Origin of the sequence: Streptomyces griseiscabiei, assembly GCF_020010925.1 — a bacterium.
Taxonomy (GTDB): domain Bacteria; phylum Actinomycetota; class Actinomycetes; order Streptomycetales; family Streptomycetaceae; genus Streptomyces; species Streptomyces griseiscabiei.
The window spans coordinates 1,379,199-1,393,004 of sequence record NZ_JAGJBZ010000002.1; the positions used below are offsets into that span (position 1 = coordinate 1,379,199).

Annotated in this window: 11 protein-coding genes; 3 read left to right on the forward strand and 8 right to left on the reverse strand. The window is 70.3% G+C overall.

Annotation, left to right across the window (positions count from 1 at the left end; genetic code table 11):
• Window positions 1-84: 84 nt before the first annotated feature.
• The 4 genes from J8M51_RS23520 to J8M51_RS23535 all read right to left on the reverse strand — a co-directional run bounded on the left by J8M51_RS23520 (window position 85) and on the right by J8M51_RS23535 (window position 7,107).
• Window positions 85-2,211 (reverse strand): 3-hydroxyacyl-CoA dehydrogenase NAD-binding domain-containing protein, encoded by a 2,127-nt coding sequence (locus J8M51_RS23520; RefSeq protein WP_086763484.1) that lies wholly within the window; start codon window positions 2,209-2,211, stop codon window positions 85-87.
• Window positions 2,208-3,434 carry a thiolase family protein gene (locus J8M51_RS23525; RefSeq protein ID WP_086763486.1) on the reverse strand — a complete coding sequence of 409 codons (1,227 nt, stop codon included), beginning with the start codon at window positions 3,432-3,434 and terminating at the stop codon, window positions 2,208-2,210. Before J8M51_RS23525 ends, J8M51_RS23520 begins: the two co-directional genes overlap by 4 nt.
• A gap of 251 nt (window positions 3,435-3,685) precedes the next feature.
• Window positions 3,686-4,717, reverse strand: coding sequence for a LacI family DNA-binding transcriptional regulator (locus tag J8M51_RS23530; protein WP_216586477.1), 1,032 nt, complete (start codon window positions 4,715-4,717; stop codon window positions 3,686-3,688).
• The gene (locus J8M51_RS23535) at window positions 4,714-7,107 is read right to left on the reverse strand and encodes a glycoside hydrolase family 2 protein (protein ID WP_086760350.1); all 2,394 of its coding nucleotides are present in this window, start codon (window positions 7,105-7,107) and stop codon (window positions 4,714-4,716) included. Before J8M51_RS23535 ends, J8M51_RS23530 begins: the two co-directional genes overlap by 4 nt.
• 189 nt (window positions 7,108-7,296) lie before the next feature.
• Between J8M51_RS23535 and J8M51_RS23540 the strand changes: the two genes are divergently transcribed.
• The 3 genes from J8M51_RS23540 to J8M51_RS23550 are packed head-to-tail and all read left to right on the forward strand — an operon-like array spanning window position 7,297 to window position 10,429.
• The gene (locus J8M51_RS23540) at window positions 7,297-8,613 is read left to right on the forward strand and encodes an ABC transporter substrate-binding protein (RefSeq protein ID WP_086760352.1); all 1,317 of its coding nucleotides are present in this window, start codon (window positions 7,297-7,299) and stop codon (window positions 8,611-8,613) included.
• On the forward strand, window positions 8,613-9,584 hold the full coding sequence (locus J8M51_RS23545) for a carbohydrate ABC transporter permease (protein WP_267299443.1): 972 nt from the start codon (window positions 8,613-8,615) through the stop codon (window positions 9,582-9,584). Before J8M51_RS23540 ends, J8M51_RS23545 begins: the two co-directional genes overlap by 1 nt.
• A complete protein-coding gene (locus tag J8M51_RS23550) occupies window positions 9,581-10,429 on the forward strand; it encodes a carbohydrate ABC transporter permease (RefSeq protein ID WP_086761879.1) in 849 nt (282 codons plus the stop codon). The genes J8M51_RS23545 and J8M51_RS23550 overlap by 4 nt, the downstream gene beginning before the upstream one ends.
• A gap of 33 nt (window positions 10,430-10,462) precedes the next feature.
• On the opposite strand, the gene J8M51_RS23555 is transcribed toward J8M51_RS23550, so the two are convergent.
• The 4 genes from J8M51_RS23555 to J8M51_RS23570 all read right to left on the reverse strand — a co-directional run bounded on the left by J8M51_RS23555 (window position 10,463) and on the right by J8M51_RS23570 (window position 13,625).
• Window positions 10,463-11,764: an HRDC domain-containing protein gene (locus J8M51_RS23555; protein ID WP_179203409.1), complete on the reverse strand. Its 1,302-nt coding sequence runs from the start codon at window positions 11,762-11,764 to the stop codon at window positions 10,463-10,465.
• A gap of 207 nt (window positions 11,765-11,971) precedes the next feature.
• On the reverse strand, window positions 11,972-12,631 hold the full coding sequence (locus J8M51_RS23560) for a helix-turn-helix transcriptional regulator (RefSeq protein WP_033529424.1): 660 nt from the start codon (window positions 12,629-12,631) through the stop codon (window positions 11,972-11,974).
• 124 nt (window positions 12,632-12,755) lie between these two features.
• Window positions 12,756-12,947, reverse strand: a complete 192-nt coding sequence (locus J8M51_RS23565) for a hypothetical protein (protein ID WP_143673304.1) — start codon at window positions 12,945-12,947, stop codon at window positions 12,756-12,758.
• Window positions 12,948-12,995: 48 nt separating this feature from the next.
• Complete coding sequence (locus J8M51_RS23570; RefSeq protein ID WP_179203276.1) at window positions 12,996-13,625, reverse strand: DUF3000 domain-containing protein; 630 nt, start codon at window positions 13,623-13,625, stop codon at window positions 12,996-12,998.
• Window positions 13,626-13,806: the final 181 nt, after the last annotated feature.

Here is a 13,806-nt window from a genome sequence, read left to right on the forward strand (position 1 = left end):
CGGAAGCGGAGGCCCTCCTCAGGTCCGTACGACCGTCAAGCCCGTACGACCTTCATGTCCGTACGACCTCATGTCCGTACGACGTCACGCGGGGACCGAAGCCACCCCGGCCGCCAGGAACTTCTTGCCGTTGACGCGCTCGCTGACGCCCTCGCGGTCCAGGTACGGCGTGATGCCGCCCAGGTGGAAGGGCCAGCCGGCGCCCGTGATCAGGCAGAGGTCGATGTCCTGCGCCTCGGCGACGACACCCTCGTCGAGCATGAGCCCGATCTCCTGGGCGACGGCGTCGAGCACACGGGCCCGGACCTGCTCCTCGTCCAGGACGGAGTCGCCCTGCTTGAGCAGCGCGGCGACCTCGGGGTCCAGCTCCGGCTTACCGGAGTCGTAGACGTAGAACCCGCGCTTGCCCGCCTTGACGACGGCCGCGAGGTTCGGGGAGACCGTGAAGCGGTCCGGGAAGGCCCGGTTGAGGGTCTCGGAGACGTGCAGACCGATGGCGGGGCCGACCAGTTCGAGCAGCACCAGCGGCGACATCGGCAGACCCAGCGGCTCGACCGCCTTCTCCGCGACGGCCACCGGGGTGCCCTCGTCGATGACGTTCTGGATCTCACCCATGAAGCGGGTGAGGATGCGGTTCACGACGAACGCCGGGGCGTCCTTCACGAGAACGGCGGTCTTCTTCAGCTTCTTGGCGACGGAGAAGGCCGTGGCGAGCGAGGCGTCGTCGGTGGCCTCGCCCCGGACGATCTCCAGGAGCGGGAGGATCGCGACCGGGTTGAAGAAGTGGAAGCCGACGACCCGCTCGGGGTTCTTCAGCTTCGACGCCATCTCGGTCACCGAGAGGGAGGAGGTGTTGGTGGCGAGGATCGCGTGCGCCGGGGCGACCGCCTCGACCTCCGCGAACACCTGCTGCTTGACGCCGATCTCCTCGAAGACGGCCTCGATGATGAAGTCGGCGTCGGAGAAGCCCTCGGCCTTGTCCAGCACACCGGTGACCAGCGCCTTGAGGCGGTTGGCCTTGTCCTGGTTGATGCGGCCCTTGCCGAGCAGCTTCTCGATCTCGGCGTGGACGTAGCCCACACCCTTGTCGACGCGCTCCTGGTCGATGTCGGTCAGCACGACCGGCACCTCCAGGCGGCGCAGGAAGAGCAGCGCGAGCTGGGAGGCCATCAGACCGGCGCCGACGACACCGACCTTGGTGACCGGGCGGGCCAGGTTCTTGTCCGGGGCACCGGCGGGGCGCTTGCCGCGCTTCTGCACCAGGTTGAAGGCGTAGATGCCGGCGCGCAGCTCGCCGCCCATGATCAGGTCGGCGAGGGCGACGTCCTCGGCGTCGAAGCCCGCCTGGAGGTCGCCGTCCTTGGCGGCGGCGATGATGTCCAGCGCGCGGTACGCGGCCGGGGCCGCCCCGTGCACCTTGGAGTCCGCGATGAAGCGGCCCTTGGCGACGGCCTGGTCCCAGCCCTCGCCGCGGTCGATCACGGGACGCTCGACCGTGACCTCGCCCTTGAGGACGTTCGCCGTCCAGATCAGCGACTGCTCCAGGAAGTCGGCGCCCTCGAAGATCGCGTCCGCGATCCCGAGGTCGAAGACCTGCTGGCCCTTGAGCTGCTTGTTCTGGTTGAGGCTGTTCTCGATGATCACCGAGACGGCCTTGTCGGCACCGATCAGGTTCGGCAGCAGCGCGCAGCCGCCCCAGCCCGGGACCAGCCCGAGGAAGACCTCGGGGAGGGAGAACGCCGGGATGGCCTTGGAGACGGTCCGGTAGGCGCAGTGCAGACCGACCTCGACGCCACCGCCCATCGCGGCGCCGTTGTAGTACGCGAAGGTCGGCACGGCCAGGCCCGACAGCCGCTTGAAGACCTCGTGGCCGCCCTTGCCGATGGCGAGCGCGTGCTCGTGCTCCTTCAGCAGCTCGACGCCCTTGAGGTCGGCGCCGACGGCGAAGATGAACGGCTTGCCGGTGACACCGACACCGACGATCTCACCGGCCGCGGCCTCCTTCTCGACCTGGTCGATGGCGGTGTTCAGGTTCGCCAGCGACGCGGGGCCGAAGGTGGTCGGCTTGGTGTGGTCGAGGCCGTTGTCCAGCGTGATGAGCGCGAAGCGCCCGGCGCCGAACGGCAGGTCGAGGTGGCGTACGTGCGCCGACGTCACGACCTCGTCGGGGAACAGCTCGGCCGCGCCCTTGAGGAGTTCGGTGGTGCTCACTTGTCGCCTCCGGCGTCCTTGTGGTGCGGGTTCTCCCAGATGACCGTGGCGCCCATGCCGAAGCCGACGCACATGGTGGTGAGGCCGTAGCGGACCTCCGGCTGCTCCTCGAACTGCCGGGCCAGCTGCGTCATCAGACGCACACCCGAGGAGGCCAGCGGGTGACCGAAGGCGATGGCGCCGCCGTACTGGTTGACGCGCGCGTCGTCGTCGGCGATGCCGTAGTGCTCCAGGAAGGCCAGCACCTGCACGGCGAAGGCCTCGTTGACCTCGAACAGGCCGATGTCGTCGATGGACAGACCGGCCTGCGCGAGCGCCTTCTCCGTCGCCGGGATCGGGCCGTAGCCCATGACCTCCGGCTCGACACCCGCGAAGGAGTACGAGACGAGACGCATCTTGACCGGCAGGTTGTTCTCGCGGGCGAAGTCCTCGGACGCGATGAGCGAGGCGGTCGCGCCGTCGTTCAGACCGGCCGCGTTACCGGCGGTGACCCGGCCGTGCACCCGGAACGGCGTCTTGAGGCCCGTCAGGTTCTCGATGGTCGTGCCCGGCCGCATCGGCTCGTCGGCGGTGACCAGGCCCCAGCCGGTCTCACCGGCCTCCGCGTTCGTCCGCCGCACCGAGATCGGTACCAGGTCGGCCTGGATCTTGCCGTTGGCGTACGCCTTGGCGGCCTTCTCCTGGGAGCGCACGGCGTACTCGTCGGCGCGCTGCTTGGTGATCGTCGGGTACCGGTCGTGCAGGTTCTCGGCGGTCATGCCCATGAACAGGGCGGACTCGTCGACCAGCTTCTCGGAGACGAACCGCGGGTTCGGGTCCACGCCCTCACCCATCGGGTGGCGGCCCATGTGCTCGACACCGCCGGCGATGGCGACGTCGTAGGCGCCGAAGGCGACGGAACCGGCGACCGAGGTGACGGCGGTCAGCGCGCCGGCGCACATGCGGTCGATGGAGTAGCCGGGCACCGACTGCGGCAGTCCGGCGAGGATGCCCGCCGTACGGCCGATGGTGAGGCCCTGGTCACCGATCTGCGTGGTCGCGGCGATGGCGACCTCGTCGATCTTCGCGGGCTCCAGACCGGGGTTGCGGCGCAGCAGCTCCCGGATCGCCTTCACGACGAGGTCGTCGGCGCGGGTCTCGTGGTAGATGCCCTTCGGGCCCGCCTTGCCGAACGGGGTGCGGACGCCGTCGACGAAGACGACTTCCTTGACGGTACGAGGCACGATGGCTCTCCTCCAGAGGTGCGGGACGGCACTGCTGCGATACGCATCCGCTGAGCGGGCGCTCAGCCCCATGCTACTTACGAGTAACCGAGCTGCCCACCCCTGGGGGAGGGAGCGGCGAAGGTCACACGACTTCCCCATGTTACCGCCGGTTACATCAGCGCCCCGCAGGGGCGCGGGGCTGTGCCTGATATGCGGCTCCGCCGCGTGGGCGCGACCAGCCGAAACGAACCCGCAGTCCGCCACGGCGCTCAAGGGGCAGTCGCAGTGGACCCTCTGGGTACCAGCACAGGCGTGGCCACCGGATGCGACACCCCCACCTCCCCGTCCCCCGCGATCACCCCGAACAACGTCCGCCCCACATCCGCCCCGAACCCGTACACGTCATGACTCATCGCGGACAGAGTCGGCCGAGTGAGCCGACAAAGCTGCGAGTCGTCCCACGCCAGCAACGACACCTCCTCCGGCACCCGCACCCCCATCTCCGCCGCCACCGACAACCCCGCCACCGCCATGATGTCGTTGTCGTAGACGATCGCCGTGGGCCGATCATCCCCCGCCCCGGTCAACAGCGACCGAGTGGCCCGGGCCCCCGCGTCCCCCGAGAAGTCCGTCGCCACCTGCCGGGCCCCGGCCAGCCCCAACTCCCGCGCGGCCCGATCGAACGCCGCCGTACGAATCGCCGTGTGCCCCAGCGCGGCAGCGCCCCCCACCCGCGCGATCCGCCGATGCCCCAGCGCCGCCAGATACCGCACCGCCTCCGTCACGGCGGTCGCGTCGTCCGTCCACACGGAGGTGAGCCCTCCGGTCAGCGACGGATGCCCGACGGCGACGACCGGCACCCCCAGCCGCTCCACCGCCGCCACTCTCGGATCGTCCGCGCGGAAGTCGACGAGGATCGACCCGCTGACCTGCCGCCCCCGCCACCACGCGTCCTGGAGCCCCACCTCCTCCTCCAGATTCCGCACCAGCCGCAGCAGCAGGGAGCAGGACCGCTCGGTCAGCACGCTCTCCACCCCGGAGATGAACTCCATGTAGAACGGCTCCAGTCCGAGCAGCTTCGCCGGCCGGCACACCGCCAGCCCGACCACGTCGACCCGCTGACTCGACAGCGACCGCGCCGCCAGATTCGGCGCCCACCCCAGCTCCCGCGCCGCCGCGAAGATCCGGTCCCGGGTGGCGTCGGCCAGCCCCGGCTTCCGGTTGAACGCGAGCGACACCGCCCCCTTGGACACCCCGGCGCGCGCGGCGACGTCCTTGATGGTCACGCGGGGGGTCGTCATCGGTGGGGCTCCAGGCAGTACAGGGCCGCTCGCGCGGCGTCCGGATCGGGAGTCTCCCAGCCGTCGACCCCGATGGTCACCTGTTCCCCGGGAAGCAGGGTGACGAGCCCCCGGTCCGCCCGCGCCCCCGGGTCCAGCCGGTCGGCCTGGAGGAGCAGGTCCCGTACGAGGGTGCGGGCCGTCACCGTGACCGAACCCGGCGCGACGGTCACCTCGAACTCCGGCCGCGGACAAGGGATGTCGCGGTCGGGGCCGGGGAAGCGCAGGGCCCGCAGTCCGTCCGCGTCCGCGACGAGGAACTCCTTCGGCCCGGCGGGCACCAGCTCCCGCTCCACGCCGACCCGGGCCACCGCCCGCCCGGCGGCGGCGAAGGGGACGTACGCCTCCCCGAGCACCGCCCCGTCGACCGACATCCGCCGCAGCCGCGCGGAGCCCGTCCATTCTCCGGCCGCCTGATTCACCACGGCCAACACCAGCTCCCCGTCCCGCATCTGAAAGGTCGTCAACCGGTCCGCGTACAGCCGCCGCAGCTCGTGACAGAGCGGCTTCTCCCTCCCGTCCCCGTCGATCGCCGCCCACGAGGTCACCGGCCAGCAGTCGTTGAGCTGCCACACGACCGTGCCCGCGCACACCGGCCAGTGGGACCGCCAGTGCTCGATCCCGGCGGCGACCGCACGCGCCTGGTTGACCTGCGTCAGGTAGTGCCACCGGTCGAAGTCCCCCTCCGGACCCGCTGAACCCTCCGGCACCACGAAATGCCGCGCGAGCCCCCGCGCCAGCTTCCCGTTCCCGTCCTCCGCCTTCTGGTGGTGCAGCATGCCGGGAGAGTCGGCGGCGAGTTCCTCGCCGGGCAGCGCCCGCCGCAGCGTTGCGTACGCGGGCGGCGCCTGCCAGCCGAACTCGGCCACGAAACGCGGCACGTTCGCCCGGTACTCCGCGTAGTCCTCCCGGTTCCACACCTCCCAGGAGTGGTGCGTCCCGTGCGCGGGATCGTTCGGATGCCGCTCCCAGGAACCCGACCACGGGCTGCCCGCCGTGTACGGCCGCGTCGGGTCCAACTCCGCGACCACCCGCGGCAGCAGCCCCAGGTAGTACCCCTCGCCCCACGACTCCCCGGCGAGCCGCTCCTCCCAGCCCCAGTCCCGGAACCCCCACAGGTTCTCGTTGTTGCCGTTCCACAGCACCAGCGAGGGATGCGGCATCAGCCGTACGACGTTCTCCCGCGCCTCGGCCTCCACCTCGCCCCGCAGCGGCTGTTCCTCCGGGTAGGCCGCGCACGCGAAGGGGAAGTCCTGCCAGACCAGCAGCCCCAGCTCGTCGCAGACGTCGTAGAAGTCCTCGCTCTCGTAGATCCCGCCGCCCCAGATCCGTACGAGGTCGACACCGGCCCCGGCCGCCTGCCGCAGCCGCTCCCGGTACCGCTCACGGGTGACACGGGAGGGGAACACGTCGTCCGGGATCCAGTTCACGCCGCGCGCGAACAGCCGCTCGCCGTTGACGACGAGGGTGAAACCGGTCCCGTGCTCGTCGGCGCCCCGGTCCAGCTCCACGGTCCGGAACCCGACCCGCCGACGCCACACGTCGAGTGCGTCACCCTCTCCGTACAGCGTCAACTCGACCTCGTACAGCGGCTGTTCGCCGTACCCGCGCGGCCACCACAGCCCCACGCCGGGCACCTCCAGCCGTACGACCCCGCTCGTCCCCTCGACCTCCGCGACCGCGCTGACGCCCCCCACCCGGGCCTCCAGCCGCAGCCCCGCCTCGACGGCCGCCCGCTCCACGTCGACGAGCAGCTCGACATGCCCGGTGGTGCCCTCGACGGTCACCAGCGGCCGTACGCGCGCGATCCGGGCCGTGGACCATCTCTCCAGCCGGACGGGCCGCCAGATCCCGGCGGTCACCAGCGTCGGCCCCCAGTCCCACCCGAACGAGCAGGCCATCTTCCTGATGAACTGGAAGGGCTCGGGATAGGCGTTCGGCCGGTCGCCGAGCCGCCGGCGCACCGCCTCCGCCTCGGCGTACGCGGAGGCGAAACGCACGGAGAGCGGGCCGCTCAGCCCGGTGACGTCGAAGCGGTACGAGCGGTGCATGTTCCGCACGGAGCCGAGGACCCGCCCGTCGAGCCGGATCTCGGCGGCGGTGTCGAGCCCGTCGAAGACCAGGTCCACCTGGTCGTGCCCCACCGCGCCGACGTCCGGCAGCTCCACCTCGTACGTCCACTCCCGGCGCCCCACCCACGCCACCTCGGACTCGTTCCGCCCGAGGAAGGGGTCCGGGATCAGCCCCGCCGCCAGCAGATCGGTATGCACGCACCCCGGCACCGCGGCGGGCAGGGAACCCCCCTCGTGCCGCAGGATCCAGCCCTCGGTGAGCGGTGTGGCGTCCAGCATGCGCACTCCTAAACCGGTCCAGTCCACCATGTCGACACCAGCGCGAAATCTTTCGACAGCCTTGGCGAAATAGGGACTTTACCGGTTCAGTGACTGCCTGCCAGAGTGCCGAACCAGCCATCCCATCCGCGCACCCATGCGTTCATCCATCCCACCCGTGCTCGTCCGTCCCGAACGGAGCTGGTGCACATGAACCACCGGAAGACGCTCACCGGAACACTGCTGGCGGCCGCGCTCCTCGCGTCGGGCTGCACCGGCGGCGGAGGAAGCTCCAAGGGCGCCGACGCCGAGGCGGCCGACGACCCGGCCCAGGTGTCCGGATCCATCACGGTCCTCACCCACCGGACGGACATCGTGCAGGACGGCACGATGCAGAAGTACGCCGACGCCTTCAACAAGACGTACCCGAAGGTGAAGGTGAAGTTCGACGCGATCACCGACTACGAGGCCGAAGTCAAGATCAGGATGAACACGGACAACTACGGTGACGTGCTGATGATCCCGGCCGTCATCAAGAAGAACGACTATCCCAAGTTCTTCGCCTCGCTCGGCACCCAGAAGAAGCTGAGCGAGAAGTACCGCTTCACCGACTTCACCGCCGTCGACGGCAAGGTCTACGGCCAGAGCCCGATGGGCGCGGCCCCCGGCTTCCTCTACAACAAGCGGATCTGGGCCGAGGCCGGCGTCACCGACTGGCCCACCACCTCGGCGGAGTTCCTCACCGCGCTGAAGGCCATCAAGGCGAAGACCGACGCCGTCCCGTACTACACCAACTTCGCCGCCCAGTGGCCGCTCAGCCAGTGGACCGCCGTGAACGGCTCGGTGAGCTGCGACACCGGGGCCACCACCAGGCTCGCCGAGGGCGACCCATGGGGCGAGGACGGCGAACTGCGCGTCGCCGACCAGCTGTTGTACGACATCGTGCACCAGAAGCTGATCGAGAAGGACCCGGCGACCACCAACTGGGAGAACTCCAAGCCGCAGTTGGCGAAGGGCGAGATCGCGACGGCCTGGCTCGGCAGCTGGGCGGTCATCCAGTTCCGGCAGGCCGCGGAGAAGGCGGGCGCCGACCCCGACGACATCGGCTTCATGCCGTTCCCCGCCCGGGTCGACGGCAAGGCCTGCGCGACCGTCAACCCCGACTACAACCAAGCCGTCAGCATCCACTCGAAGCACAAGGCGGCGGCCCGCGCCTGGGTCGACTGGTTCACCGACAAGTCGGGCTACGCACAGGACAACCTCTCGATCTCCACGCTCAAGGACGCCCCGCTGCCCGAGGTCCTGAAGCCGTACGAGGAGCAGGGCGTCGAACTCATCGAACTCGACGACGCCGAGGGCGGCACGGTCAAGGAGATCGACAACGCCTCGGAGGTCGGCATCAACGCGCCGGCCTACCGCCAGGAGCTGGTCGACATCGCCCGCGGCGCCAAGGACGGCGACATCGACACCTTCCTCGACGACCTGGGCGAGCGCTGGACCGAGGCGGCGAAGACCGTGGGGTCCTGATGCCCCACGCGCGGACGACGGACCCCTCGCGCGTGACGGAGAAGGAGGCGCGGCCCCCGAAGGCCGCGCCCCGGCCCCCGGCGCCCCGGCGCGCGCCCCGCGGGGCGCGCCTGTGGCGGGGGCTCACCCCGTGGCTCTTCCTGGCCGCCCCGCTGACCCTGCTGGTCGTCTTCACCTACGCGCCGGTCGCCAACATGCTGGCCTACAGCTTCACCGACTGGGACGGAGTCAGCCCCGAGCTGACCTACACCGGCGCCGGGAACTACATCGAGATCTTCACCCGCCCCGAGCTGTTCCAGGTCTTCTTCGTCAGCGGCTACTACCTGGCCGCGTCGGTCCTGCAGATAGGGCTCGCCCTCTACTTCGCGACGGTCCTCAGCTTCGATGTCCGCTTCCGGAACCTCTTCAAGGGCATCCTGTTCTTCCCGTACCTGATCAACGGCGTCGCGATCGGTTTCGTCTTCCTCTACTTCTTCCAGGACGGCGGCACCCTCGACTCGGTCCTGGCCCTCTTCGGCCACGAGTCCGACCGCGCCTGGCTCGGCACGTCCACGTCCGCCAACGTCTCCCTCGCGGGTGTCTCCGTGTGGCGTTACATGGGCCTGAACTTCGTGCTCTTCCTCGGTGCGATCCAGTCGATCCCGGGGGAGCTGTACGAGGCGGCCGAACTCGACGGCGCGAACCGCTGGCACCAGTTCCGGTACATCATCGCGCCCGGTATCCGCCCGGTCCTCAGTCTGAGCGTGATCCTCTCGATCTCCGGCTCGCTCTCGGTCTTCGAGATCCCGTACATCATGACCGGCGGCGCCACCGGCACCGAGACCTTCGTGATCCAGACGGTCAAGCTCGCCTTCCAGTTCAACAAGACGGGCCTCGCGTCCGCCGCCGCGGTCGTCCTGCTGCTGATCATCCTGGCGGTGACGTGGCTGCAACGCCGACTGGTCCCCGACGACAGGGTGGACCTCGTATGACGACCGCGAATCCCGTACTGCGAAGGCGAGTCGCCCGCTCCCTCACCTATCTGTCCCTGGTCGGCGCGTCGGCCGTGGTCCTGCTGCCCCTGCTCGTGGTCGTGCTGACCTCGCTGAAGACCGAGGAGCAACTGGCGGACGACAGCGGTGCCCTCACCCTGCCGGACAGTTTCCTGAACCTCGCGAACTACGCGACGGCGTTCCGCGACGGCGAGATGCTGACCGCCTTCGGCAACACGGCGTTCATCCTCTTCTTCGCCATCTCCGGCACGGTCCTCATCGGTTCGATGGCGGCCTACGCGATCGACCGCTTCAGCTTCCGCCTCCGGAAACCGGTGGTCGCCCTCTTCCTGGTCGCCACCCTCGTCCCCGGCGTCACCACCCAGGTCGCGACCTTCCAGATCGTCGACAGCCTCGGCATGTTCGACAGCCTCTGGGCCCCGATCGCCCTCTACATGGGCACCGACATCGTCTCGATCTACATCTTCCTGCAGTTCGTGCGCTCGATCCCGGTCTCCCTGGACGAGTCCGCCCGCCTGGACGGCGCCAACGCCTTCACCATCTACCGGAAGATCATCTTCCCGCTCCTCAAGCCGGCGATCGCCACGGTCGTCATCGTGAAGGGGATCACCGTCTACAACGACTTCTACATCCCCTTCCTCTACCTCCCCTCCGACGACCGAGGTGTCATCTCCACCTCCCTCTTCCGCTTCAAGGGCCCCTTCGGCGCCCACTGGGAGACGATCTCGGCAGGAGCGGTCCTGGTGATCCTGCCGACCCTGATCGCCTTCCTGCTGCTCCAGAGGTTCATCTACAACGGCTTCACGAGGGGAGCGACGAAATAGCGGCGCCTGCTCGGCTGCGGGGAACGGGGCCTTTCAGGCGCCCTTGACCTTCGCGACCGCCGACATCGCCCCCACCAGCACCGGAGTCACCAACTCCACCTGCCACGCCCGAGCCCCGTACCCGGCCAGCGCCGCGGAGACCGACTCGGCGTCGACCGTACGCGGCGGCTCCCAGCACAGCCGCCGCACGGTGTCCGGCGTGATCAGGTTCTCCTGGGGCATGGCGAGCTGCTCGGCGAGCGCGCTCACCCCCGCCCGAGCCGCCGACAGCCGCGCCGCCGCGGCCGGATCCTTGTCGGCCCACGCCTTGGGCGGCGGCGGCCCCGCGACCGGCTGACCGTGCGCCGGCAGTGCCGAGTCGGGCAGGGCCCTGGCCCGGTCCACCGCGGCCTGCCACTGCTCCAGCTGCCGCCGTCCCATCCGGTGCCCGAAGCCGTTGAGCGCGGCCAGCGCGTGCGCGTTGACCGGCAGGGCGAGGGACGCCTCGACGATCGCCGCGTCGCTCAGCACCTTGCCCGGCGACACGTCCCGCCGCCGCGCGATCCGGTCCCGGGCCTCCCACATCTCCCGGACGACCGCCATCTGCCGGCGCCGCCGCACCTTGTGCATCCCGGACGTACGCCGCCACGGGTCCTTGCGTGGCTCGGCGGGCGGCGCGGAGGCGATCGCGTCGAACTCCTGCCGCGCCCACTCCAGCTTCCCCTGCCGGTCCAGCTCCTTCTCCAGGGCGTCCCGCAGGTCCACCAGCAGTTCCACGTCGAGCGCGGCGTACCGCAGCCACGGATCGGGCAGCGGGCGGGTGGACCAGTCGACCGCGGAGTGGCCCTTCTCCAGGACGTAGCCGAGGACGCTCTCGACCATCGCGCCGAGGCCGACCCGGGGGAACCCGGCGATACGGCCCGCCAGCTCGGTGTCGAAGATCCGTGTGGGCACCATGTCTATCTCGCGCAGACAGGGCAGATCCTGGGTGGCCGCGTGGAGCACCCACTCGACGCCGGAGAGCGCCTCGCCGAGGCCGGAGAGGTCGGGGCAGGCGACGGGGTCGATGAGCGCGGTGCCCGCGCCCTCGCGGCGCAGCTGCACCAGATAGGCCCGCTGGCCGTAGCGGTAACCGGACGCGCGTTCGGCGTCCACGGCGACGGGCCCGGAGCCCGCGGCGAACGCGGCGATCACCGCGGCGAGCGCGGATTCGTCGGCGATCACGGCCGGAACGCCGTCCCGTGGCTCCAGCAAAGGGATCGGCGCCCCCGCTTCAGAAGATCCGCCGTCGTCCGGAGGGGCGCCTCCGGTGGTTCGCAGGGTCCTGTCTGCTGCGGTCTCTTGGGCGTCGGTCACCTGTCAAGGGTATCTGTGTATGGACGAGGCCCGCCGACGGAACGTTCCGTCGACGGGCCTTCCAGGGGCGTAAACCAGTCACGTGTCACACGTGTCAGTGAATGTTCCCGGCGAACCGGGAGGGGCCGGACATCGGCGAACGTTCCCGGCCCCTCGCCGTCCCGGAGGGCCTGTGCGGAGGCCCCGGGGTCCTCGGAGGCCTTGGTGTCAGTGGATGATCCCGGTGCGCAGGGCCACCGCCACCATGCCGGCGCGGTCGCCGGTGCCGAGCTTGCGTGCGATTCGGGCCAAGTGGCTCTTGACCGTGAGCGCGGACAGGCCCATGGAGACGCCGATCGCCTTGTTGGACTGCCCCTCCGCGACCAGGCGCAGTACCTCGACCTCGCGGCCCGACAGCTCCCGGTAGCCGCCCGGGTGGCTCGGGGCGCCCGGGGGACGGCGGTGCATACGGGCGGCGGAGCCGATGGGGGCGGCACCCGGGCGGGTGGGCAGTCCGATGTTGGTGCGGGTGCCGGTGACGACGTATCCCTTCACACCGCCCGCGAGGGCGTTGCGTACGGCGCCGATGTCGTCGGCGGCGGAGAGGGCGAGGCCGTTGGGCCACCCCGCCGCGCGGGTCTCGGAGAGGAGGGTGAGGCCGGAACCGTCCGGCAGGTGAACGTCTGCGACGCAGATGTCACGCGGGTTGCCGACGCGGGGACGGGCCTCGGCGATGGACGAGGCCTCGATGACATCGCGGACCCCGAGGGCCCACAAGTGCCTGGTGACGGTGGACCGGACCCGGGGATCGGCCACCACCACCATCGCGGTCGGCTTGTTCGGACGGTAGGCGACCAGGCTTGCGGGCTGCTCGAGGAGAACGGACACCAGGCCTCCTGGGGGGCGGGACGAGGGCGGGTTCGCCGGGCTCGTGGGGTCGAAGCCGGGACGAACCGTGCTTTCAAGGTCACAGAGGTCTTCGGCACCAAACCTCTGCTCCTTTAGAGAATGATCACGATTTAGTGAGTAACAATCCGTGCAATTCGGACACGTCTTCGATCATTCGAAGACCGAACGGTGTCGCTTCACGTCGATACGAGGCCGAAAGTGGCCGTATCGACAAAGTGATGGTTTCGGCCGGTGTGATGGTCGGTGCGGCGATCGGTGTGGCGATCGATGTGGCGGTCGGTGTGGTCGCGCGCACACGGAAAAGGACCGTGCTCCACGGAGCACGGTCCTGAGGGTCGAGAGGTCAGCGGGACTGCGGTCCCCGGCGCTGCGGCAGGGTCACCACCGCCGCGTCCCCCGGGTCGACGGCCGGGGGCAGGCCCGCGATCTGGGCGAGGAGATCGCACCACGAGGCGAGATGGGCCGCGGTGTCGGGGACGCCGCCCAGGACCTCGCGCGGTGTCCACGAGGCCCGGATCTCGATCTGTGAGGCCGCCGGACGCGTCGCCAGCCCCCCGAAGTAGTGCGAGCCGGCCCGGGTCACCGTCCCGCTCGGCTCGCCGTAGGAAAGCCCCCGGGACTGCAGCGCGCCCGTCAGCCACGACCAGCACACCTCCGGCAGCAGCGGATCGGCCGCCATCTCGGGCTCCAGCTCCGCCCGCACCAGCGTCACCAGCCGGAAGGTGCCCTGCCAGGCGTCGTGCCCGGCCGGGTCGTGCAGCAGGACCAGACGGCCGTCGGCCAGATCCTCGTCGCCCTCGACGACGGCGGCCTCCAGGGCGTACGCGTAGGGGGCGAGGCGCTGGGGCGGCTTGGTGGACTCGATCTCGATCTCCGGCCGCAGCCGTGTGGACCGCAGCGCCTCGACGGCCGAGCGGAACGGCAACGGTGCCGCGTCCCTCCCATCGCGCTCCCCCTCTTTCGCGTCGTCCATCCCGCCAGCGCCGTCCGACAGTCGTCCCTGAGCCGCAGCCATGCCGGAACATTAAAGGGAACCGGGCCCCCGCGCAGGGCAAGACACCCGTGCGCTGGGTCACGGTCGCATCGCGCTCAGCGAACGGAGGCCGCGCCGAAGGCCGGGCGCACCGGCCGGAGAAGCGGGCGCCCCGGTCGTC

Excerpts from the sequence above, each read along its gene's own strand:
- J8M51_RS23535 (WP_086760350.1), bottom strand. The coding sequence starts at position 7,107 with ATGCTGGACGCCACACCGCTCACCGAGGGCTGGATCCTGCGGCACGAG.
- J8M51_RS23530 (WP_216586477.1), bottom strand. The coding sequence starts at position 4,717 with ATGACGACCCCCCGCGTGACCATCAAGGACGTCGCCGCGCGCGCCGGG.
- J8M51_RS23540 (WP_086760352.1), top strand. The coding sequence starts at position 7,297 with ATGAACCACCGGAAGACGCTCACCGGAACACTGCTGGCGGCCGCGCTC.
- J8M51_RS23570 (WP_179203276.1), bottom strand. The coding sequence starts at position 13,625 with ATGGACGACGCGAAAGAGGGGGAGCGCGATGGGAGGGACGCGGCACCG.
- J8M51_RS23545 (WP_267299443.1), top strand. The coding sequence starts at position 8,613 with ATGCCCCACGCGCGGACGACGGACCCCTCGCGCGTGACGGAGAAGGAG.
- J8M51_RS23550 (WP_086761879.1), top strand. The coding sequence starts at position 9,581 with ATGACGACCGCGAATCCCGTACTGCGAAGGCGAGTCGCCCGCTCCCTC.